The organism is Inediibacterium massiliense (assembly GCF_001282725.1).
In the GTDB taxonomy this organism is placed as follows: domain Bacteria; phylum Bacillota; class Clostridia; order Peptostreptococcales; family Thermotaleaceae; genus Anaerophilus; species Anaerophilus massiliensis.
The window spans coordinates 874,947-895,179 of record NZ_LN876586.1; the positions used below are offsets into that span (position 1 = coordinate 874,947).

At 29.8% G+C, this 20,233-nt stretch carries 22 protein-coding genes and 1 other annotated feature; of the genes, 20 read left to right on the forward strand and 2 right to left on the reverse strand.

The genetic code is table 11. The features are described 5' to 3' along the window. Positions 1-27 precede the first annotated feature (27 nt). From BN2409_RS07895 to BN2409_RS07930, 8 genes are all read left to right on the forward strand, one after another. Entirely contained in the window at positions 28-549 is a 522-nt protein-coding gene (locus BN2409_RS07895; protein ID WP_110943014.1) for a 4Fe-4S binding protein, read from the forward strand. Positions 550-637: 88 nt separating this feature from the next. Continuing rightward, positions 638-2,368 (forward strand): ABC transporter ATP-binding protein, encoded by a 1,731-nt coding sequence (locus BN2409_RS07900; protein WP_330375401.1) that lies wholly within the window; start codon positions 638-640, stop codon positions 2,366-2,368. 92 nt (positions 2,369-2,460) lie between these two features. Next, positions 2,461-2,708 (forward strand) — a binding site (T-box leader). Positions 2,709-2,781: 73 nt separating this feature from the next. Continuing rightward, positions 2,782-3,795: an aspartate--ammonia ligase gene (gene asnA, locus BN2409_RS07905; RefSeq protein ID WP_053956084.1), complete on the forward strand. Its 1,014-nt coding sequence runs from the start codon at positions 2,782-2,784 to the stop codon at positions 3,793-3,795. Between the two features lie 334 nt (positions 3,796-4,129). Beyond that, positions 4,130-5,155 (forward strand): low-specificity L-threonine aldolase, encoded by a 1,026-nt coding sequence (gene ltaE, locus BN2409_RS07910; RefSeq protein WP_053956085.1) that lies wholly within the window; start codon positions 4,130-4,132, stop codon positions 5,153-5,155. Between the two features lie 130 nt (positions 5,156-5,285). Further along, on the forward strand, positions 5,286-6,095 hold the full coding sequence (locus tag BN2409_RS07915; RefSeq protein ID WP_053956086.1) for an amino acid ABC transporter substrate-binding protein: 810 nt from the start codon (positions 5,286-5,288) through the stop codon (positions 6,093-6,095). Between the two features lie 12 nt (positions 6,096-6,107). Then, positions 6,108-6,749: an amino acid ABC transporter permease gene (locus tag BN2409_RS07920; RefSeq protein ID WP_053956087.1), complete on the forward strand. Its 642-nt coding sequence runs from the start codon at positions 6,108-6,110 to the stop codon at positions 6,747-6,749. A 14-nt stretch (positions 6,750-6,763) separates the two neighbouring features. Beyond that, complete coding sequence (locus tag BN2409_RS07925) at positions 6,764-7,513, forward strand: amino acid ABC transporter ATP-binding protein (protein WP_199872956.1); 750 nt, start codon at positions 6,764-6,766, stop codon at positions 7,511-7,513. Positions 7,514-7,599: 86 nt separating this feature from the next. Then, entirely contained in the window at positions 7,600-7,848 is a 249-nt protein-coding gene (locus BN2409_RS07930; protein ID WP_199872957.1) for a hypothetical protein, read from the forward strand. A gap of 16 nt (positions 7,849-7,864) precedes the next feature. Here the strand turns inward: BN2409_RS07930 and BN2409_RS07935 are convergent, their stop codons facing one another. Then, complete coding sequence (locus BN2409_RS07935; RefSeq protein ID WP_053956089.1) at positions 7,865-9,034, reverse strand: dicarboxylate/amino acid:cation symporter; 1,170 nt, start codon at positions 9,032-9,034, stop codon at positions 7,865-7,867. 248 nt (positions 9,035-9,282) lie between these two features. Between BN2409_RS07935 and BN2409_RS07940 the strand changes: the two genes are divergently transcribed. The 10 genes from BN2409_RS07940 (at position 9,283) to BN2409_RS07985 (ending at position 18,511) form a co-directional block, all read left to right on the forward strand. Then, positions 9,283-10,209 (forward strand): cation diffusion facilitator family transporter, encoded by a 927-nt coding sequence (locus BN2409_RS07940; protein WP_110943015.1) that lies wholly within the window; start codon positions 9,283-9,285, stop codon positions 10,207-10,209. A 36-nt stretch (positions 10,210-10,245) separates the two neighbouring features. Next, on the forward strand, positions 10,246-10,956 hold the full coding sequence (locus BN2409_RS07945) for a tRNA threonylcarbamoyladenosine dehydratase (RefSeq protein ID WP_053956090.1): 711 nt from the start codon (positions 10,246-10,248) through the stop codon (positions 10,954-10,956). Between the two features lie 184 nt (positions 10,957-11,140). Further along, entirely contained in the window at positions 11,141-11,971 is an 831-nt protein-coding gene (locus BN2409_RS07950) for a peptidoglycan-binding domain-containing protein (protein ID WP_199872958.1), read from the forward strand. A 247-nt stretch (positions 11,972-12,218) separates the two neighbouring features. Beyond that, positions 12,219-13,022: a transporter substrate-binding domain-containing protein gene (locus BN2409_RS07955; protein ID WP_053956092.1), complete on the forward strand. Its 804-nt coding sequence runs from the start codon at positions 12,219-12,221 to the stop codon at positions 13,020-13,022. 116 nt (positions 13,023-13,138) lie between these two features. Beyond that, positions 13,139-13,942, forward strand: a complete 804-nt coding sequence (locus BN2409_RS07960) for a transporter substrate-binding domain-containing protein (RefSeq protein ID WP_053956093.1) — start codon at positions 13,139-13,141, stop codon at positions 13,940-13,942. Positions 13,943-14,008: 66 nt separating this feature from the next. After that, positions 14,009-14,686: an amino acid ABC transporter permease gene (locus BN2409_RS07965; RefSeq protein ID WP_242847925.1), complete on the forward strand. Its 678-nt coding sequence runs from the start codon at positions 14,009-14,011 to the stop codon at positions 14,684-14,686. Next, positions 14,670-15,392, forward strand: a complete 723-nt coding sequence (locus BN2409_RS07970) for an amino acid ABC transporter ATP-binding protein (protein WP_053956094.1) — start codon at positions 14,670-14,672, stop codon at positions 15,390-15,392. The genes BN2409_RS07965 and BN2409_RS07970 overlap by 17 nt, the downstream gene beginning before the upstream one ends. 490 nt (positions 15,393-15,882) lie before the next feature. Next, complete coding sequence (sleB, locus tag BN2409_RS07975) at positions 15,883-16,770, forward strand: spore cortex-lytic enzyme (RefSeq protein ID WP_053956095.1); 888 nt, start codon at positions 15,883-15,885, stop codon at positions 16,768-16,770. A 15-nt stretch (positions 16,771-16,785) separates the two neighbouring features. Further along, positions 16,786-18,126 (forward strand): germination protein YpeB, encoded by a 1,341-nt coding sequence (gene ypeB, locus BN2409_RS07980; protein ID WP_053956096.1) that lies wholly within the window; start codon positions 16,786-16,788, stop codon positions 18,124-18,126. 103 nt (positions 18,127-18,229) lie between these two features. Next, positions 18,230-18,511, forward strand: a complete 282-nt coding sequence (locus BN2409_RS07985) for a hypothetical protein (RefSeq protein WP_053956097.1) — start codon at positions 18,230-18,232, stop codon at positions 18,509-18,511. A 34-nt stretch (positions 18,512-18,545) separates the two neighbouring features. Here BN2409_RS07985 and BN2409_RS07990 read toward each other — a convergent pair whose 3' ends face one another. Beyond that, positions 18,546-18,743 (reverse strand): DUF378 domain-containing protein, encoded by a 198-nt coding sequence (locus BN2409_RS07990; protein ID WP_053956098.1) that lies wholly within the window; start codon positions 18,741-18,743, stop codon positions 18,546-18,548. A 199-nt stretch (positions 18,744-18,942) separates the two neighbouring features. Here BN2409_RS07990 and BN2409_RS07995 point away from each other — a divergent pair, with 199 nt between their 5' ends. Both BN2409_RS07995 and BN2409_RS08000 read left to right on the forward strand, forming a co-directional pair. Continuing rightward, entirely contained in the window at positions 18,943-19,218 is a 276-nt protein-coding gene (locus BN2409_RS07995) for a hypothetical protein (protein WP_053956099.1), read from the forward strand. A 176-nt stretch (positions 19,219-19,394) separates the two neighbouring features. Continuing rightward, positions 19,395-20,192 carry a M55 family metallopeptidase gene (locus BN2409_RS08000; protein WP_053956100.1) on the forward strand — a complete coding sequence of 266 codons (798 nt, stop codon included), beginning with the start codon at positions 19,395-19,397 and terminating at the stop codon, positions 20,190-20,192. The last annotated feature ends 41 nt before the right edge of the window (positions 20,193-20,233 follow it).

Below are 20,233 nucleotides of genomic sequence, written 5' to 3' on the forward strand. Positions count from 1 at the left end.
ATATGGAAAGTTTTACTGCTTTTATTTATGGGAATAAATCCATTATCTATGCCATATGAAATAAGAGGAGATGATATTATGAATCCATTCTTAAATATATGGCATAGATTTTCTTTTATATTGTTAGTAGTTCTTATTTTAGGAGGAATAATAAATAGGTATATTTCATTAGGGGCTGTATTTTGTATGATTATACCAATTTTATCTTCTGCTACTGTAGGCAGTAGATTATGGTGTAGAAAAATTTGCCCTAGAGGGAGTTTGTATGAAAGAATAGCTCCTATTAGTAGAAAAAGGCCAGTGCCAAAAGTTTTTTATTCTATATATTTTAGAGGTTTTATTGTTTTGCTATTTATTATTTTGTTTATAAAAGGAATCATAAGGTGTCAGTTTAATTTTACAAAAGTAGGAAGTTTATTTTATTGGATGGTAACCGGTACCACAGCTATAGGAACTTTTTTATCTTTTTTATTCTATCCAAGAACTTGGTGTGTATTTTGTCCTATAGGAAGTATATCTTCTTTTATTATTTTTTTGAAAAAAAAGTAATAAAAATCAGGTTGTTTTTATACCTGATTTTTTCTATTCTATAAAATAGGGTATAATAAAATAAGGAATTTTTGAGAGGAGGATGATGATGAAAAAATTTTTAAAATATTATAAACCACATATACCTTTATTTGTACTAGATTTTTCTTGTGCTTTTTTTATGGCAGGTATAGATTTGATTTTTCCTATTGTTACAAGAAAAATGATAGATGATATTCTGCCTAAAAAAGATTTTTCTATGATTTTGTGGATTGGTATAGGACTATTGCTTCTTTATGGAATAAGATATTTGCTAGATTATATTGTAAATTATTGGGGACATGTACTGGGGGTGAGAATGGAATATGATATGAGAAAAGATTTGTTTGATCATATTCAAAAACTTTCTTTTACTTATTTTGACAATACCAAAACAGGACATATTATGTCTAGATTGGTCAATGATTTAAATGAAATATCTGAACTTGCCCATCATGGTCCAGAAGATTTATTTATAGCGGCCATTACTTTACTAGGATCCTTTGTAATTATGTTGACGATCCAGTGGAAATTAGCAATTATTATTTTTTCTCTTATTCCAATCATGCTTTTATTTTCTATATGGAAAAACAAAAGGATGCAAAATGCATTTAAAGATATGAGACTGAAAGTAGCAGATATTAATGCACAAATAGAAGACAGCATATCAGGAATTAGAGTTGTAAAATCCTTTACAAATGAATGGTATGAGCAAGAAAAATTTGAGGTGGGAAATAGTAATTTTAGAAAATCAAGAGAAAATTCATTTAAGATCATGGCAGAATTTTTTGCAGGGATTAATTTTTTCTCTAACTTTATTAATCTAGCTGTACTCATTTTTGGAGGTATATTTATTTATACTGGAGAATTGACTAGGGGAGAATTAGTAGGTTTTTTACTTTATGTATCTATGTTTTTACAACCTATAAGAAGAATTACAACACTAGTAGAAAATTATCAAAAAGGTATGGCAGGATTTAATCGTTTTATAGAGACACTACAGATGCAACCAGATATTATAGATAGTCAAGATGCTATAGATGTGAAAAGATTAAAGGGAGATATTCAATTTGAAAAAGTAACATTTTCTTATGATGATGGAGAAAGTGTATTAAAAAATATTGATTTATCTATTATGAATGGTGAAACAGTTGCACTAGTAGGTCCTTCAGGAGGAGGAAAAACTACTCTTTGTAGTTTAATTCCTAGATTTTATGAAGTGGATCAAGGAAGAATTATCATAGATAAAATAGATATTAAAAATATGACCCAAAGGTCATTGAGAGAAAATATAGGAATTGTACAACAAGATGTATTTTTATTTTCAGGAACTATTAAAGAAAATATTACATATGGGAAATTAGATGCAACAGATGAAGAAGTTATATATGCTGCCAAGCTTGCAAATGCCCATGAATTTATTATGAAAATGGAAAATGGTTATAATACTTATATTGGAGAGAGAGGAATTAAACTGTCTGGAGGACAAAAACAAAGAATTTCTATTGCAAGAATATTTTTAAAAAATCCTCCTATTTTGATTTTAGATGAAGCTACTTCTGCACTAGACAATGAAACAGAAAAAATCATTCAAAAATCTTTATATCAATTGTCAAAAAACCGAACTACACTAGTGATTGCACATAGACTAGCTACTATTCAAAATGCAGATCGTATTTTAGTTTTAACAGATGAAGGAATTGTAGAGGAAGGAGATCATCAAAGTCTTCTTCAACAAGATGGAATATATGCAAAATTATATAAAGCTCAATTTGAGCATATTGATTCTCATATTTTATAATGTATAAACATATTAAAATAGAGCAAAATAATAAAAGATGTTGACTTTTTGTAATAATTTTTTTATAATGATTTATAATTGTTACAATATTTTTATAAACGATGATGAGAAGAGTAAACTTAAGAAGTAGTTTTAGCGAGTTGGTGATGGTGAAAGACCAATACGAAGCTTATGTTGAAGAACATCTCAGAGTTTCTAACCGAAATCCTTATGGAGAGTAGATTTAGACGGAACCAAACCGTTATCTATTGGGCAGTATCGAATAAATTTCCGTACTGTATAAAGTGAGTATTTTACTAATGAAGGTGGTACCGCGGAAGAATAACCTTTCGTCCTTTTATAAGGATGAGAGGTTTTTTATTTATAAATGTTTATGTATTCAAAATATAATTTTAAATATAGGAGGAATTGGCATGAAATATACATTAATGGTTCCAAAAGAATATGATCCAAAGCTCAGTATTTTACAAACAGAAATTGCTATTAAGCAAGTAAAAGATTATTTTGAAATGAAATTGGCAGAGCAATTAAATTTAACAAGAGTATCTGCACCTTTATTTGTATTGCCTGAAACAGGAATGAATGACAATCTAAATGGTGTAGAAAGACCTGTTGTATTTGATGTAAAGGGAATAGGTGGAAAGGAAGTTGAGGTTGTACATTCTTTAGCAAAATGGAAGCGTATGGCTTTGTATAGATATGGTTTTTCCTTTGGAGAAGGATTATATACAGATATGAATGCCATAAGAAGAGATGAGGATTTAGATAATCTTCATTCTATATATGTAGATCAATGGGATTGGGAAAAAGTGATTCAAAAAGAAGATAGAAATGAAGAAAATTTAAAAGATATTGTAAGAAATCTTTATAAAGTATTTAAAAGTACAGAACGATATGTGTGTACTTTATATAGTGAATTTCAAGCTTTTTTACCAGAAGAAATTAGCTTTATTACAACACAAGAACTTGAAGATTTGTATCCAAACCTTTGTGCAAAAGAAAGAGAAAATAAAATCGCAAAAGAAAAAGGTGCAGTATTTATTATGAAAATAGGAGGCATATTAAAATCTGGCCAAAAACATGATGGACGTGCTCCAGATTATGATGATTGGGAATTAAATGGAGATATTATATTTTGGAATCCAGTTTTAGAGATGGCATTGGAGCTTTCTTCTATGGGGATTAGAGTCGACAAAGAATCTTTAGAAAGACAACTAAAAATTTCAGGTTGTGAAGATCGTAAAGAACTTGAATATCATAAGTTGCTTTTAGAAGAAAAACTTCCGCTAACTATTGGTGGTGGAATTGGTCAATCTAGAATTTGCATGTTCTTCCTTCAAAAGGCTCATATTGGGGAAGTACAAGCTGCTATTTGGCCACAAGCTATGGTTGAAGAATGTGAAAAAGCAAATATTCATATTTTATAAAAGCTACCGAAAGGTAGCTTTTAGTTTATAGAAAAAGTTATAAAAAACGTCACTGATTTTTAAATTTGGAAAATATATAGAAACCATCGAAAATAGCATTACAAACTCGCTATGCTCAAACAGTGTAATGCTAAGCATTTTCTTACTTTTTCTATATTTTCACAAATTCTCAATAAATGTTCCTTGTTTCTATAACTTTGCTAAAATATAGTTTGTCAACAGTCTGAGCTACCGAAAGGTAGCTTTTATATTAGAAAATATAGAAAATTTATAAAAAAATTCTATAAAATTGGAATATGCTGCTATAATATAGATAAGACAAGGGGGGATTGAAATGAAAAAAATTGATTTAAGAAGTGATACAGTAACACAGCCTACACAAAAAATGAGAGAGGCTATGTTTCATGCTGTAGTAGGAGATGATGTATATGAAGATGATCCAACCATTAAAGAACTTGAAGAGTATGCAGCAAAAGTAGTAGGAAAAGAAGCTGCATTATTTGTTCCAAGTGGTACTTTTGGAAATCAATTAGCTTTATTTACACACTGCAAAAGAGGAGATGAAGTAATCCTTGGAGATGACTGTCATATTGTCATGCATGAAGTAGGAGCAGCTTCTGTAATTGCAGGAGTACAATTAAGAACCCTGATTAGTAATAAGGGAGAGTTAAATCCTAATGAGGTAGCAGAGAAAATAAGAGAAGAGGATATTCATTTTCCTTCTACTGGATTGATTTGTCTTGAAAATGCTCATTCTAATGGAAGAGTAATTTCCATTGAAAATATGAAAAGTATTTACGAGATTGCTAAGAGTAGACAAATTCCTGTTCATGTAGATGGTGCGAGGTTATTTAATGCAGCTTCTTACTTAAATGTGGATGTAGTAGAAATTACAAAATATTGTGATTCTGTTATGTTTTGTCTTTCTAAAGGTTTGTGTGCACCTATAGGCTCCATGTTAGCAGGAAGTAAAATGTTTATAGATTGTGCAAGAAAGAAAAGAAAATTAATGGGTGGAGGATTGAGACAAGTAGGATTTTTAGGAGCAGCTGGATTGATAGCTTTAAAAGAGATGAGAGAAAGATTGAAAGAAGATCATGAAAATGCTTTAAGATTAGGAAAAGAGCTTTCTCAAATCCAAGGGATAGAAGTTTTATCAGATGATATACATATTAATATGGTATATTTTTCTATGGATCAGACAGGATATGATCCCGATCAATTGGTAGAAGAGATGAACAAAAGGGGAATACTTATCAATCCTATAGAAGATGGATTGATGAGATTTGTAACAAACTATTGGATCAATGAAGAGGATGTTGATTATATCGTAAAATCTATGAAAGAAATATTTTCATAGCAGGAGGAGAGATCCTCCTGCTTTTATATATGAAGAGATTGGTTTTAAAAAATTTTTAGTTTATCGCTTTACAAATTTATCACGCTAAAGTATAATACCATTATAATAAAAAATTGAGGAGGAGAAAGAAATGAAAAAACAATACTTATTTTTATTAATGGGGATTATGCTGGTGACATTTGTTTTTGCAGGATGTAGTCAGCAAGCAAGTACACAACAGGATCAATCTTTACAGGGCATAAAAGACAATGGAAAGTTTGTACTGGGTCTTGATGATAGCTTTCCACCTATGGGCTTTAGAGATGAAAAAGGAGAAATTGTTGGATTTGATATAGATCTTGCAAAGGAAGTTGCAAAGAGAATGGGTGTAGAATTAGAAGTAAAGCCTATTGATTGGGATGGAAAAGTTTTAAGTTTAAATAATCAGGATATTGATGTAATTTGGAACGGACTTACTGTTACACCAGAAAGAAAAGAACAAATACTATTCTCAAAAGACTATTTGAAAAATAGACAAATTGTTATTGTGAATAAAGATTCGAATATTGAAAATAAAAAGGATCTTACTAATAAGGTGGTAGCTGTACAATTAGGAAGCAGTGGAGAAGATGCATTAAATGCAGATGAAAAAACTAGCAAAGCTATAAAAGAGATAAGAAAATTTTCTAATTATACAGAAGCATTATTAGATTTAAAAGCAGGTCGTGTAGATGCAGTAGTCATAGATGAAGTTGTGGGAAGATATTATATGGGAAAAAGAGAAGGAGAATATAAAATAGCAAAAGAGGATTTTGGTGAAGAAGGATATGCAATAGGATTTAGAAAGAATGACATTTCTTTTCAACAAGAGGTAGATAAAATATTAGATGAAATGAAAAAAGATGGAACAACAGGAGAAATATCTAAGAAGTGGTTTGGGAAAGATATTGTATCCAAATAGGAGGGGTTTTCAGTGTCTTATATTAACAATGTAACAGGGTTTATACTACAAGGAAGTTTGATTACTATGAAATTATATGTAGTAACGATTATAGCGGCTATTCCTTTAGGTGTATTATTTGCCCTGGGAAAAATTTCTAAAATAAAATGGTTAAAGATACTCCTTCAAATATATACTTGGATATTTAGAGGAACTCCTTTGCTTCTTCAATTGTTTTTTACTTATTATGCTCTTCCAGTATTAGGAATAAGATTAGGACAATTCGAGGCAGCATCTATAACTTTTATTATGAATTATGCAGCTTATTTTACAGAAATATTTAGAGGAGGAATTCAATCTATTGATCAGGGACAATATGAAGCAGCCAGGGCTTTAGGTATGAATTATTGCCAAACTATGGAAAAAATTATATTACCACAAGCCATTAAGAGGGTATTGCCAGCTACTAGTAATGAAGCTATTACATTGATTAAAGACACAGCTTTAGTAGCAGCTATTGGAATGGGGGACATTTTAAGAGCTGCAAAGGAAGTATTAACAAGAGACTTTAAGATTACTTCCTTTGTGATTGCAGGAATTATATATCTTTTATTAACATCTATTATTGTAATGATGTTTAGAAAATTAGAAAGAAAATATTCTATATATGAGTAGGGGTTTTGATCAATATGATTAGAGTAGATGAAGTAAGTAAAAGTTTTGGAAATGTAGAAGTATTAAAAAATATATCTTTAGAAGTACAAAAAGGAGAAGTCATTTCGATTATAGGTCCTTCAGGATCAGGGAAAAGTACATTGTTAAGATGCTTAAATCATTTAGAAAAAATAGATGAAGGGTGTATCTATATTCAAGAAAAGCCTATTGCAGTTTATGAAAGAGGCAAAAAAGTATATATTTCAGATAAAGAGATTCGAAATAGATGTAAAAAAATAGGAATGGTTTTTCAAAGTTTTAATTTATTTCCACATAAAACAGTTCTTGAAAATATCATAGAAGCGCCTATTATAGTAGATAAAATAGAAAAAAAACAAGCAGTACAAAAAGGTGAGATTCTTTTAAAAAAAGTAGGACTTTTAGAAAAAAAAGATAATTATCCTAGTCAGCTTTCTGGAGGCCAAAAACAAAGAGTAGCTATTGCTAGAGCATTAGCTATGGAACCTTCTATTATGCTCTTTGATGAACCTACCTCAGCATTAGATCCAGAACTTGTAGGAGAAGTATTAAAAGTTATGAAGGATCTTGCAAAAGATCATATGACTATGATTGTAGTTACCCATGAGATGAGCTTTGCTAAGGAAGTATCAGATAGAGTAATTTTTATGGATAATGGAAAAATTTTAGAGCAAGGAAGTTCTCAACAAATATTTTATAATCCTAAGCATCCACGAATCAATACATTTTTAGAGAAGATTATTTAAGAATCCCCAATTGGGATTCTTTTTGATGTGTGAATTTTGAAAAAATTTAAATAAAATATTTTTCAAAAGAAGGATTTTTTAAATTTATGTCTAACATAGTAAGTGGAATAAGTTATTTACGAGGTGATTGTATGAAAAATCCTTATCCTAAGTTACTAGAAGATCAGGACATTGATAATCTAATAGATTTAGTAGAAATTTTTTTGGAGTTTTGTGATGATTTATTAAATAGAAGTATTATTACTCAAGATCAATATTTAGAAATAACTTATCAAAAGAGAAAGTTTTTACAGCAAATACATCATGAGGAACAACAAAGCCTCTCTATATACTAGAGAGGCTTTGTTGTTCTTAAGAAGTAAGTTTATTTCCAGATATTTTATTTACTAAAATAGCAATTGCACCATCTCCTGTTACATTTACAGCGGTACCAAAGCTATCTTGTGCAAGATATAGTGCAATCATTAAGGAGGTAAGAGTGGGAGTAAATCCTAACATAGATTCCAAAAGACCTAAGGCAGCCATAACAGCACCTCCAGGTACTCCAGGGGCTGCAACCATAGTAATACCTAGCATAGCAATAAAAGGAAACATAATAGAAAAATTTGTGCCCATTCCATTTAACATCATTACAGCCATAGCACAACTAGTAAGTGTAATAGTGCTTCCAGATAAGTGAATCGTTGCACAAAGAGGAATGACAAACTCTGCAACACCATCATCTACACCATTTATTTTAGTTTGTCTTAATGTAACAGGTATGGTAGCTGCAGAAGATTGTGTACCAATAGCTGTAAAATATGCAGGGATCATGTTTTTAATTAATCGAAAAGGATTAGCTCCTGCAAAAGATCCAGCAATAAAGTATTGAACAAGAATAATTGTAAGGTGTAGAATGATAATCATAGCAAAGACTTTTGCAAATACAGACATAATTGTGGCTACTTGTCCTGCATAGGTCATATTGGCAAATATACCTAAAATATGAAAAGGAAGAAGAGGAATAATAATATTAGAAATGAGTTTTTCAATAATCTGTTGAAATTCTTCCATAAATCTTTTTACGGTATCTCCTTTAATAGCAGCAATACCAAGTCCTAGGGTAAATGCAATAAGTAGTGCTGTCATAACACCCATAATAGGAGGCATATCTACTTTGAAAAAAGGAGGAAGCAAAGCTTCTTCTGGGTTGGTAGCATTTACGCTAAGTTGTCCTACAGTTAAAAAATTTGGTAGAACAATAGAACTTACAAAATAAGCAAAGGTACCGGCAATCAAAGTGGAAACATATGCAATTCCAGTAGTAATAGCTAAAAGTTTTCCAGCACCTCCTCCTAGTTCACCTATTCCAGGTGCTACAAAGCCTATAATGATTAAAGGAATAGAGAATCCTAAGAAGTTTCCAAAGATGTTGTTAAAAGTAGCAAATATTTCTACAAACCATTTAGGGGCAAAATTACCAAATAAAATACCCAATAAAATGGCAATGATAAGTTTAGGTAATAATCCTAATTTCTTCATTCTTTTCACTCCTCTATTAATATAGTTTTCAAATGAATGACAGCTTAGTTTATGAAGGATACGTTTATTATTTCCAAAAAATAAAAAACAATGACTTTTTTTCAAAATTAGTCAAAAGACTATCAGAATCATTTTCAATTGAAAATGAATTATGTCCAAATAAAAAGTTTTAATAATTGTTAACAAAAGGAGTTTAAAAGGATATAATATAAGTATAAGTATATCAATTGATAATGGAGGAGAAGGAAATGGATAGGCTCAAAGATCAAGAAAGATTAAGAATAGGTAATAAAATTATAAAAATAACCATTCTATTAAATATTTTATTGACTCTAGTTAAAGTAGGTGCAGGAATATTAGGAAATAGTAAGGCCATGATTGCAGATGGACTTCATTCTGGATCAGATATTATTACTTCTATTGGGGTAATTGCAGGGATGTTTTTTGCTTCTAAACCAAGAGATGAAAAACATCAATATGGTCATGAAAAAGCAGAATCCTTAACAGCTTTTTTATTAGCTATTATTTTGACATTAGTAGGAGTTCGAATAGGATATGAGTCCATCAAGATGATTCTTATGCATACTTATGAAAATCCTCAAGGATATACAGCAGTTATAGCAGTGGTATCCATTTTTATAAAAGAATATCAGTTTCGTATCACAAGAGATGCTGCAATGAAGTTAAATAGTAATGCTTTAATGAGTGATGCATGGCATCATAGATCAGATTCTTTATCGTCTATAGCAGTTTTAGCAGGAATTATAGGAGCAAAGCTAGGGTATACTTTCTTAGATCCATTAGCAGGAATTGGAGTATCTTTGATTGTTATAAAAATTGGAGTACAGATTTTAACAGCTTCTATAGATGAGTTGATGGATGCTTCTATAGAACAAGAGAAAATAGAAGGTTTTATAGAAAAAATAGAAAAAATAGAAGATGTTATGAAGGTTACAGATCTTAGAGTAAGAAAACATGGTTCAAAGGCATGTGTAGATATAAAAATATGTGTAAATCCTTTATTATCTGTTGTAGAGGGTCATACGATTGGTGAAAGAGCAGAAGATTTAATTTTAAAGGAAGATAGTATGATTAAAGAAGTGATTGTTCATATCGATCCATGTGAAGAAAAAAAGAAAAATTGCACAGATAGTTGTCCAAAAACAAAAAACTAAGTACAATTGTATCTAGAACACAATAGGAGGAGTTTTATGGAATTACATGCATTTTCTCGTACAGAGATGATTATAGGCACTGAAAATTTGAACAAATTAAAAGAAAGTAAAGTAGCAGTATTTGGTATAGGGGGAGTAGGAACTTTTGTTGTAGAAGGGCTAGCAAGATCAGGAGTAGGTCATTTGGTATTAGTGGATCATGATGATATATGTATTACAAATGTAAATAGACAGATTCATGCTTTAAGAGATACTATAGGACAATCAAAGGTAGAAATTATGAAAAAAAGAATATTACAAATTAATCCAAATGCGAAGGTTCAGACTTATAAAATGCTCTATACAGAAAAAACAGCATCAGAGCTTCTAAAAGATGATTATGATTATGTAGTAGATGCTATTGATATGGTTTCTGCAAAATTAGATTTAATAGAAAGATGCTATAAAAGAGGAATAAAAATGATTAGTAGTATGGGCACTGGAAATAAGTTAGATCCTACTCAATTCGAGGTGACTGATATATATAAGACTTCTATTTGTCCATTAGCCAAGGTCATTAGAAAAGAATTGAGAAAAAGAGAAGTGAAGTCGTTAAAGGTAGTATATTCAAAAGAAGAACCTATAAAACCAAATACATTTTCTACAGAAAGAAAACAAGTTCCAGGGAGTATGTCTTTCGTTCCTTCTGTTGCAGGAATGATTATTGCATCTGTAGTAGTAAAAGATTTAATAAAGGAAAGACCTTAATCTTATAAGATTGAGGTTTTTATTTTTTGATCTAAAAATCATTCATTGGATAATACTACTAAAAATTCATGTAAATTCTGTCAAAACAGTGGATTACCTTGATTCATGGATTATATAAATGATATGATAGGGGACATAAGTGACCTATATTTCAAATGTATATATAGAAATAGGAGGAAAAACCATGAAAAAATTTTTAAAAGGTTTAGTTTTGACTACATGCATTATTAGTACTACTACGATTGCTATGGCAGATGGATATTATTTTTCAAATAGTATATATAAAAAAAATATGCAACATAAAGATGTGCAAGTAATTCAACAGGCTTTAAAAAAAGATGGTGACTTTAATTATCCTCAAATAACTACATATTTTGGATCTATTACACAAAATGCAGTAAAGAAATTTCAAAAAAAATATGGACTAAAACCAGATGGTATTGTAGGAAAAAATACAATCAATAAAATGATAAGTTTAGGATTAATTGAAGGTACAACTTCTTCTAATAATGTAGTTAGTAGAGGGGGAGTTGGATTAAAAACAAATAGAGCTGAAGATTTAGATTGGTGGACACAAGTTTCAAATAAAATCATTCATCGAGGAGATATACTGACTATTAAAGATTATCAGGCAGGAGCAAGCTTTAAAGTAAAAGTAACAGCAGGGACAAATCATGCAGATGTAGAGCCATTAACGATAGAAGATACAAATATTATGAAGAGAATATGGGGAGGATTTAGCTGGACTAGAAGACCTGTTTTAGTATATGTGAATAGTAGAGTTATTGCAGCTTCTATGACAAATATGCCTCATGCAGGAGTAGATTCTAAACCTTTTGGACAGACTGTATCGGGTAGAAGTGGAGGATATGGAACAGGTTATAATTTCGATTTTATAAAAGGAAATGGGATAGATGGTCATGTGGATCTTCATTTTAAAAATAGTACAAGACATAAAGATAATAAACCAGATCCTCAACACCAAAATGCTATAAAGATGATAGTAGGAAAATAACAAATTCTTAATAATTGTTCCTCATTTTTAAGCAACGGAAATCTTGAATGCAATGAAAAGATTTCGTTGGCGCCATGAGCTTGCGAATTTTATGACTTTGCTACAATATACTTTGTCAACAGTATGACTCGAGAAATCGAGTCTTTTTTTTTGTATAAAAAATATTAAGTTTTCATAAATATACACTTGAATAATTATAATTAATTATGTATAATAATACAAAAGAAAAAAGGAAGGGGAATAAAATATGTTCAAAGGAAAAATGATAGCTATTTTTATGATGATTTGTATGATTGTTGTATCTGCAGGGTGTAGCCAAAACATAAGTAGTGCAGATAAAAGTAAATTAGGTGAAATTAAAAACAAAGGAAAAATTGTATTAGGTACATCTGCAGGGTATCCACCTTATGAATTTCATAAAGAAATCAATGGAGAAGATGTAATTGTAGGGTTTGATATTGAAATTGCAAAAGTTATTGCAGAAGAATTAGGAGTGGAGCTTGAAATTAAGGATATGAAATTTGATGGATTACTAGCAGCTTTAGTAGCAGATAAAATAGATTTTATTATAGCTGGAATGGCACCTACAGAAGAAAGAGCAAAAAGTGTGGATTTTACAAAAACATATTATAATGCACAACAAAGAATTTTAATTAGAGTAGAGGATCAAGATAAGATTAAAAGCATAGACGATTTAAAAGGGCTTAAAATAGGAGTACAAAAGTCAACGGTACAGGAGGAGATTGCAAAAGGGATAGAAGGAATACAAGTAAAATCTTTAAGTAAAGTCACTGATTTAGTCCTTGAACTTTCTAATAACAAAATAGATGGAATTATATTAGCAAAACCTGTAGCAACTGCGTATCAAAAGAAAAATTCTAAATTTATTGTACCAGATATTTCTTTAGGAAAAGATGAAAGTGCTGCTATTGCTATCAATAAAGGTAATGAAGATTTGGTAAAAGAGATCAATAAAATATTGGATCAATTGATAGCAGAAGGAAAAATAGATGAGTTTATTACAGAGGCCACAAAAATTTCTGAAGAGTAAAAAAAGGGTTATATAAAAATAATAAAAAAACATTTATATTTGTAAATATACACTTGAATAATTATTATTTAAGTTGTATAATATTACAAGAATAAATGATTGAGGGGGAAATAAATATGTTTAAAAAAATAATGACGATCCTATTAATAGGATGTATGGTATTCTCATTTGCAGGATGTAGCAAAGAAACAAGTAGTGCGGACACAAATAAATTAGATGAAATTAAAAGCAAAGGAAAGATTGTATTAGGAACATCTGCTGATTATCCACCCTATGAATTTCATAAAGTAATCAATGGAGAAGATGTAATTGTAGGATTTGATATTGAAATTGCAAAGGCTATTGCAGATGAATTAGGAGTAGAGCTTGAAATTAAAGATATGAAATTTGATGGATTATTAGCAGCGTTAGTAGCGAACAAAATAGATTTTATTATAGCAGGTATGACACCAGATCCAGACAGAGCAAAAAGTGTTGACTTTACCAAACCATATTATGCGGAAGAACAAAGTATATTAATTAATGCAAAAAATAAAGATAAAATAAAATCAAAAGATGATCTAAAGGGATTAAAAATAGGAGTACAAAAATCAACAGTACAAGAAAAACTTGCAAAAGGAATTGAAGGAGCACAAGTAAAAGGACTAAGCAAAATTACAGATTTAGTATTAGAATTATCTAATGAAAAAATTGATGCCATTATTATTCCAAAGCCTGTCGCTCATTCTTATGTAAGCAGCAACGAAAAACTTTTTGCTCCAGAAATTATATTGCAAAAGGGAGATGGAGCTGCAATTGCAGTAAATAAAGGAAACAAAGAGTTAGTAGATGAATTTAATAAAATATTAGATAAATGGATTGCAGAAGGAAAAATAGATGAATTTGTAACAAACGCAGTAGAACTTACAGAAAGTAAATAAAATATTAGAAAAAGGTTTTAAACCTTTTTCTAATATTTTAAGGAGTATTTAGGAGGTGTCAATATAATGATTTACATCACAACTTATATGGAGTTTATTCAAAGATATTATAAATTTTTTATCAATGGAACGAAAATTACTTTATTTCTTTCTTTTTTCGGTGTTATTTTCGGAGTAGTGATAGGTATATTTTTAGCACTTATGAAAATGTCTAAAAAATCTTTTATAAGAATGCCAGCATCTGCTTATATAGAAGTAGTGAGAGGAACTCCTTTATTGGTACAATTATTTATGATTTATTATGGAGTACCAATGCTTACAGGAATTGAATTTCCAGATATATTACTTGGAATTATTGCAGTTTCATTTAATAGTGCAGCTTATGTATCAGAAATTATTCGTGCAGGAATTCAATCTATTGATAAAGGTCAGATGGAGGCTGCAAGATCATTAGGAATGAATCATTATATGGCCATGAGATATATTATTATTCCACAAGCATTTAAAAATATATTACCTGCATTAGGAAATGAATTTATTGTACTTGTAAAAGAATCTGCTATTGTATCTGTGGTAGGAATTTATGATTTAATGTATCAAGCAGATACAGTAAGGGGAAATTCATATAAACCTTTTGCACCATTAGTGATTGCTGCAATTATTTATTTTATTATTACTTTTACTCTTTCCAAATTGGTAGGTAAGCTTGAGAGGAGGTTGAGTGCTAGTGATTCACGTAACTAACTTAAATAAAAGCTTTGGGTCATTACATGTACTCAAAGGAATAGATGAACATATTAAAAAAGGAGAAGTAGTAGTAATCATTGGACCTAGTGGATCTGGAAAAAGTACTTTTTTAAGATGTTTAAATTTATTAGAGAATCCTACAAGTGGAGAGATCGTATTTGAAGGAGTATCTATTACGGACTCTAAAAATGATGTGAATAAACAAAGAGAAAAAATGGGGATGGTTTTCCAACAATTCAATTTATTCCCTCACATGACGGTTTTAGACAATATTACACTTTCTCCTATAAAAGTAAAAAAGCTAGGAAAAGAAGAAGCTCAAAAAATTGCTATGAATCTATTAAAAAGAATTGGATTAGAGGATAAGGCACAGAATTATCCAAATCAATTATCAGGAGGACAAAAACAAAGAATCGCTATTGCTAGAGCATTGGCTATGTCTCCAGATGTAATGTTATTTGATGAACCTACTTCTGCGCTAGATCCAGAGATGGTAGGAGAGGTATTAGATGTAATGAAGGAATTAGCGGCTGATGGCATGACTATGGTAGTAGTTACTCATGAAATGGGATTTGCAAAAGAAGTAGCTTCCAGAGTAGTTTTTATGGATGGAGGGCAAATCATAGAAGAAGGCTCTCCTAAAGAAATATTTGAAAATCCAAAGCATCTAAGAACACAAGATTTTTTAAGTAAAGTGTTATAAGATATACATTGTTTTTATAAATGTATTTAGATATAATTGATTTAAAGTTAAAATCATAGTTGAGTGACTATGATTTTTTTACATCTATATTGTAGATAAATTAAAGAATTTGTAATGTAAATGTCATTGATTGTATACATGTATTTGTGGTATATATATAATTGGGAAGCAGAGACATATTATTGAAAATAAGGAGGCTGTATAAAAAATAAAAAAATGGCTGATACTATAATAGCTTTTATACAATAATTGTAACTATAAGGAGAATGTGAAATGAATAAAGTAAAAACCGTAATAGTAGCATCTATGTTTGTAGTGCTTTTATCAAGTTTTACAATTGGAATTACGAATTTAAGTAAAATGATTGCTCAATAAAATAATGGTCTTTGGACCATTATTTTTTTTTGCTATATACTTATTTTTAAATAAAAAGAATAAATTATCCATTTTTCACTCAAAATAAGAAAAGAATATTAGGAGGGAAATTGAAATGGAAAGAAAAAGAAGGATGTTCTTTTTATTAATGATAAGTGTTTTTATAAGTATTTTATTGATCAATATGACATATGCAGCAAGTATTTCGTGGGGAGCTAGAGGCAGTGAAGTAAGGCTCATACAAACTAAGCTTAAAAATTGGGGATATTATAAAGGAGCGATAGATGGAATTTATGGAAAGAAAATGTATGGAGCTGTTGTAAATTTTCAAAGAAAAAATGGACTTACACCAGATGGAAAAGTAGGAAACCAAACAAAAAAAGCACTAGGAATTTATAAAAAAACGTCTACATTAACATACAATAGCATTGTACAAGCAGCACAGAAAAAATTAAAACAATGGGGGTATTATACGGGAGCTTCAGATGGACTTTATGGACCTAAAACCTATAGTGCAGTTACAAAATTTCAAAGAAAAAATGGATTAAAAGTAGATGGAATTATAGGAGCAAATACCAAACGTGCTCTTGGGATACAAGAAAACAAAGGAACAAGTACTTATACTGCTACAAGCAGAGGTGTATCTAAAAATAATGATATTAATTTATTAGCCATGGCTATTTATGGAGAATCTAGAGGAGAACCTTATGTAGGACAGGTCGCTGTAGCCTCTGTAATATTAAATCGTGTAAAAAATCCATCGTTCCCTAATTCTATTGCAGGAGTTATTTTTCAACCAGGAGCATTTACAGCAGTAGATGATGGACAGATTTATTTAAATCCAAATTCACAAGCATATAAAGCTGCAAGAGATGCTCTTAATGGATGGGATCCTACAGGAGGCGCCATTTATTATTGGAATCCTGCTAAGGCAACTAGTAAATGGATATGGACAAGAGAGGTTACTTTAAAAATAGGAAAACATTGGTTCGCACATGAATAGAAATGGGGTCTTATAATGAAAAAAAGTTTACTAGCTTTGATTGCTGTATTTGTATTAGGTACGGGAATATGGGGATATACTCAATACAAAGAAAATCAATCCTATAGCATTACTCTTGAAAATCAATTTCAAAGAATGTTTCAGGACATGGTAGTAGATGTAGAAAATATACAAGTCAATTTATCCAAGATTATGATTACAGGAGCTGCAAAGCAAAATGTACTTTTACTTTCAGAAACTTCACATCTTTGCTATGATGCACAAGAAAAGCTTACCCAACTACCATTAGATCATAAAAATGTAAGTAAAACTCAGAAATTTTTAAGTCAAGTAGGAGATTTGAGTATTTCTTTAGCGAGAAAAAATTTAGAAGGAAAACCTTTGAATATAGATGAAAAAGAAACTTTAGAGGAATTGCATAATTACTCAAATTATTTATCTCAAGAATTTATTTCATTGCAAAATAATATGTTCAAGCAAGGACTGAAAATAGGAGAATTAAGAAAAAAAGCAAATCAAAATCTAAAAAAAATGAATTCTAATTTAATTAATACAAGTCTTGTAAACATTGAAGAAAGAATGCAAAAATATCCGGAGCTCATTTATGATGGACCTTTTTCAGAACATATAAAAAATAAGAAGCTACATAAAAAAGGAAGAACCATAGGAAAAGATGAAGCAATCAATATAGCAAAATATTTTTGCAAAGATTCTATAAAATATGATGCAAAGATTATTAGTGAATCTAATGATACAAAAATTCCAGTATATGTGGTAGAATTAACACCTCAAAAAGGAGATTATACAATTACTATAGCAATTACTAAAATAGAAGGAAAGGTTTTATGGATGATAGATACAAGGGAAGTAGGAAAAATAAAAATTTCAGAGAAACAAGGCGTAACAATTGCAACAGATTATTTAAATAAAATAGGATATATTAATATGGTACCTACTTATTTTGAAAAATATGATGGTCAATTGATTATTAATTTTGCTTATAAAAAAGACGAAATGATTGCTTATACAGATTTGATAAAAGTAAAAGTGGGACTAGATGAAGGTAAAGTTTTAGGATTAGAAACAGAAGGATATCTATTAAATCATCATGAACGTACATTTTCAAAACCAAAGATTACTAGGAATGAAGCTATGGATCAAATTAGTAATTATGCACAAACATCTAGACCGAGATTAGTAATTATTCCTACAGAAGGTGGAAAAGAAGTTTTATGCTATGAAATCAAAGCCACTTATAAACAAGATACATTTTTAGTGTATATCAATGCAGATACTGGAGAAGAACAAAAAATTTTACAAGTGATTGTGAAAAAAGATGGAGTATTGATGATGTAAAGCCTTCTTATATAGAGGGCTTTTTTAATATGCAAAAATTGGAACGAATGAATAAAAGACACATACTATGATAGTGCAAAGATACAAAGAGGAGGACAAGGAAATGAGAAGAATGAGAGGAATGAATCAAAAGTTAATGGAAATGGCAAAAAATGCTCATGCAAGTGATGAACAGTTACAGCAGCTTTCTCATTTGGCCAATCAATATGGAAATAAGTCTCAAAATGAAATTGAACAAGAGATGAATAAATTGATTGAAGGTTTTTCAAATAAAGAAAAAAAAGATTTAATCAATAAGCTTCAAATGCTTAAAGGAATGACAGATCTTTTAAATTCAGATCAAAGAAGAAAAGTAGATATGTTTATTCAAATGTTATCAAGATAATAAAAATAGAGAGTAAAAATACTCTCTATTTTTATTATCTTGTTTTTTCTCTTTCTTTGAAGAAGAAGCTAATTGCATAAATTCCAGATAAACCAACTAAAGAATATACAATCCGACTTAAAATAGATGCTGATCCTCCAAATAAAGCTGCAACCAAATCAAATTGGAATAAACCAATTAATCCCCAATTTAGAGCACCGATTACAACTAACAAAAGAGCTAATGTATCCATAAATTCAACTCCTTATTTCATAGTTTCATTTATTATTATTCCAATAAAAAAAAGAAAAATGCAAAATAAGAGTAACATTTTAAAAAGAGATGATAAAAATAAATGTAAGTTTTTACAAGTTATATTTATTAAAATAATGCACACAATATTTAATGTAAGCGCAAAGCTTATAAAATAAAAAAGTGGAGGAATGCCAATTATGTATAATACTATGGGAAACGTTCCTAACTTAAAGAACTCAAATACTATCGATCAAAGTGAAATACAAAAGGCAAAAAACAATATGTCTAACTATAGTCAAGGAACAAATATGATGTCTAATATGTCTAGTGGAACAAATATGACATCCAGTACAATGGGTATGGCATATGGGTCTTCAACAAACCTAAGTAATTCAAATAATATTGATCAGCTAGAAGTTCAACAAGCTAGAGAAAAAGTTCAAAATAGTGGCATTCAAAACACAATTTATTAATATCATTGCCTAGGACAATATGTCCTGGGCAATTGAATTTTTTGTATATGTTTTAAAATAAGGTATACTTGAATTGGCATAATTTGTGCATAGTATATAATTTAAAGATGTCAATTTGGAGGAATGAAAAATAAGATAATAAATATAAATATAAAAAATATAAGGAGGCAGAAAAAATGAAAATATACATAAGTGTAGATATGGAAGGAATTACAGGGGTAACTCATTGGAATGAAACTATATTAGGGCATAGTGAACATCAATGGGCAAAAGATCAGATGACAAAAGAAACTATAGCAGCATGTGAGGCAGCTATAGAAATGGGAGCAAAAGAGATTTTTGTAAAAGATGCTCATAGTTCAGGAAGAAATATAGATATTACAAAACTTCCAATACAAGCAAATGTAATAAGAGGTTGGACTGGTTCTCCTGAATCTATGATGGCAGGAATAGATTCTAGTTATGATGCGTGTATATTTATAGGATATCATTCACCATCAAGATGTAATGGAAATCCATTATCTCATACAATGAATCCTGAAAAACCAGTATATGTAAAAATAAATGGGGAAATTTCATCAGAATTTACAATGAATGCTTACATTGCTGCATATTATAATGTTCCAGTAATTTTTTTAAGTGGAGATGAAGTGATTTGTAATCAATCCAAAGATTTAATTTCAAATATAGAGATAGTTTCTGTAAAAAAATGTGATGGGGATGCTACGTTTAATATACATCCAGAATATGCGTGTGAATGTATAAAAAACGGTGTGAAAGAAGGAATGAAAAAAATTCAACAATGTAAAATACAATCCCCAAAAGAATTTGAAATGGAAATAAGATTTCAAAAACATCAAGATGCCAAAAGAGCATCTTACTATCCAGGAGTGACGGTTATAGATGATTATACAGTAAAATATAAAGCAAAAGATATACAAGATATGATGACAGCTAGAATGTTTATATTATAGTGAAGAAAAAGCAAAGTATGATGGATACTTTGCTTTTATCT

Excerpts from the sequence above, each read along its gene's own strand:
- BN2409_RS07895 (WP_110943014.1), top strand. The coding sequence starts at position 28 with ATGGGAATAAATCCATTATCTATGCCATATGAAATAAGAGGAGATGAT.
- BN2409_RS07900 (WP_330375401.1), top strand. The coding sequence starts at position 638 with ATGAAAAAATTTTTAAAATATTATAAACCACATATACCTTTATTTGTA.
- asnA (WP_053956084.1), top strand. The coding sequence starts at position 2,782 with ATGAAATATACATTAATGGTTCCAAAAGAATATGATCCAAAGCTCAGT.
- ltaE (WP_053956085.1), top strand. The coding sequence starts at position 4,130 with ATGAAAAAAATTGATTTAAGAAGTGATACAGTAACACAGCCTACACAA.
- BN2409_RS07915 (WP_053956086.1), top strand. The coding sequence starts at position 5,286 with ATGAAAAAACAATACTTATTTTTATTAATGGGGATTATGCTGGTGACA.
- BN2409_RS07925 (WP_199872956.1), top strand. The coding sequence starts at position 6,764 with ATGATTAGAGTAGATGAAGTAAGTAAAAGTTTTGGAAATGTAGAAGTA.
- BN2409_RS07930 (WP_199872957.1), top strand. The coding sequence starts at position 7,600 with ATGTCTAACATAGTAAGTGGAATAAGTTATTTACGAGGTGATTGTATG.
- BN2409_RS07935 (WP_053956089.1), bottom strand. The coding sequence starts at position 9,034 with ATGAAGAAATTAGGATTATTACCTAAACTTATCATTGCCATTTTATTG.
- BN2409_RS07940 (WP_110943015.1), top strand. The coding sequence starts at position 9,283 with ATGGATAGGCTCAAAGATCAAGAAAGATTAAGAATAGGTAATAAAATT.
- BN2409_RS07945 (WP_053956090.1), top strand. The coding sequence starts at position 10,246 with ATGGAATTACATGCATTTTCTCGTACAGAGATGATTATAGGCACTGAA.
- BN2409_RS07950 (WP_199872958.1), top strand. The coding sequence starts at position 11,141 with ATGAAAAAATTTTTAAAAGGTTTAGTTTTGACTACATGCATTATTAGT.
- BN2409_RS07955 (WP_053956092.1), top strand. The coding sequence starts at position 12,219 with ATGTTCAAAGGAAAAATGATAGCTATTTTTATGATGATTTGTATGATT.
- BN2409_RS07960 (WP_053956093.1), top strand. The coding sequence starts at position 13,139 with ATGTTTAAAAAAATAATGACGATCCTATTAATAGGATGTATGGTATTC.
- BN2409_RS07965 (WP_242847925.1), top strand. The coding sequence starts at position 14,009 with ATGATTTACATCACAACTTATATGGAGTTTATTCAAAGATATTATAAA.
- sleB (WP_053956095.1), top strand. The coding sequence starts at position 15,883 with ATGGAAAGAAAAAGAAGGATGTTCTTTTTATTAATGATAAGTGTTTTT.
- ypeB (WP_053956096.1), top strand. The coding sequence starts at position 16,786 with ATGAAAAAAAGTTTACTAGCTTTGATTGCTGTATTTGTATTAGGTACG.
- BN2409_RS07985 (WP_053956097.1), top strand. The coding sequence starts at position 18,230 with ATGAGAAGAATGAGAGGAATGAATCAAAAGTTAATGGAAATGGCAAAA.
- BN2409_RS07990 (WP_053956098.1), bottom strand. The coding sequence starts at position 18,743 with ATGGATACATTAGCTCTTTTGTTAGTTGTAATCGGTGCTCTAAATTGG.
- BN2409_RS07995 (WP_053956099.1), top strand. The coding sequence starts at position 18,943 with ATGTATAATACTATGGGAAACGTTCCTAACTTAAAGAACTCAAATACT.
- BN2409_RS08000 (WP_053956100.1), top strand. The coding sequence starts at position 19,395 with ATGAAAATATACATAAGTGTAGATATGGAAGGAATTACAGGGGTAACT.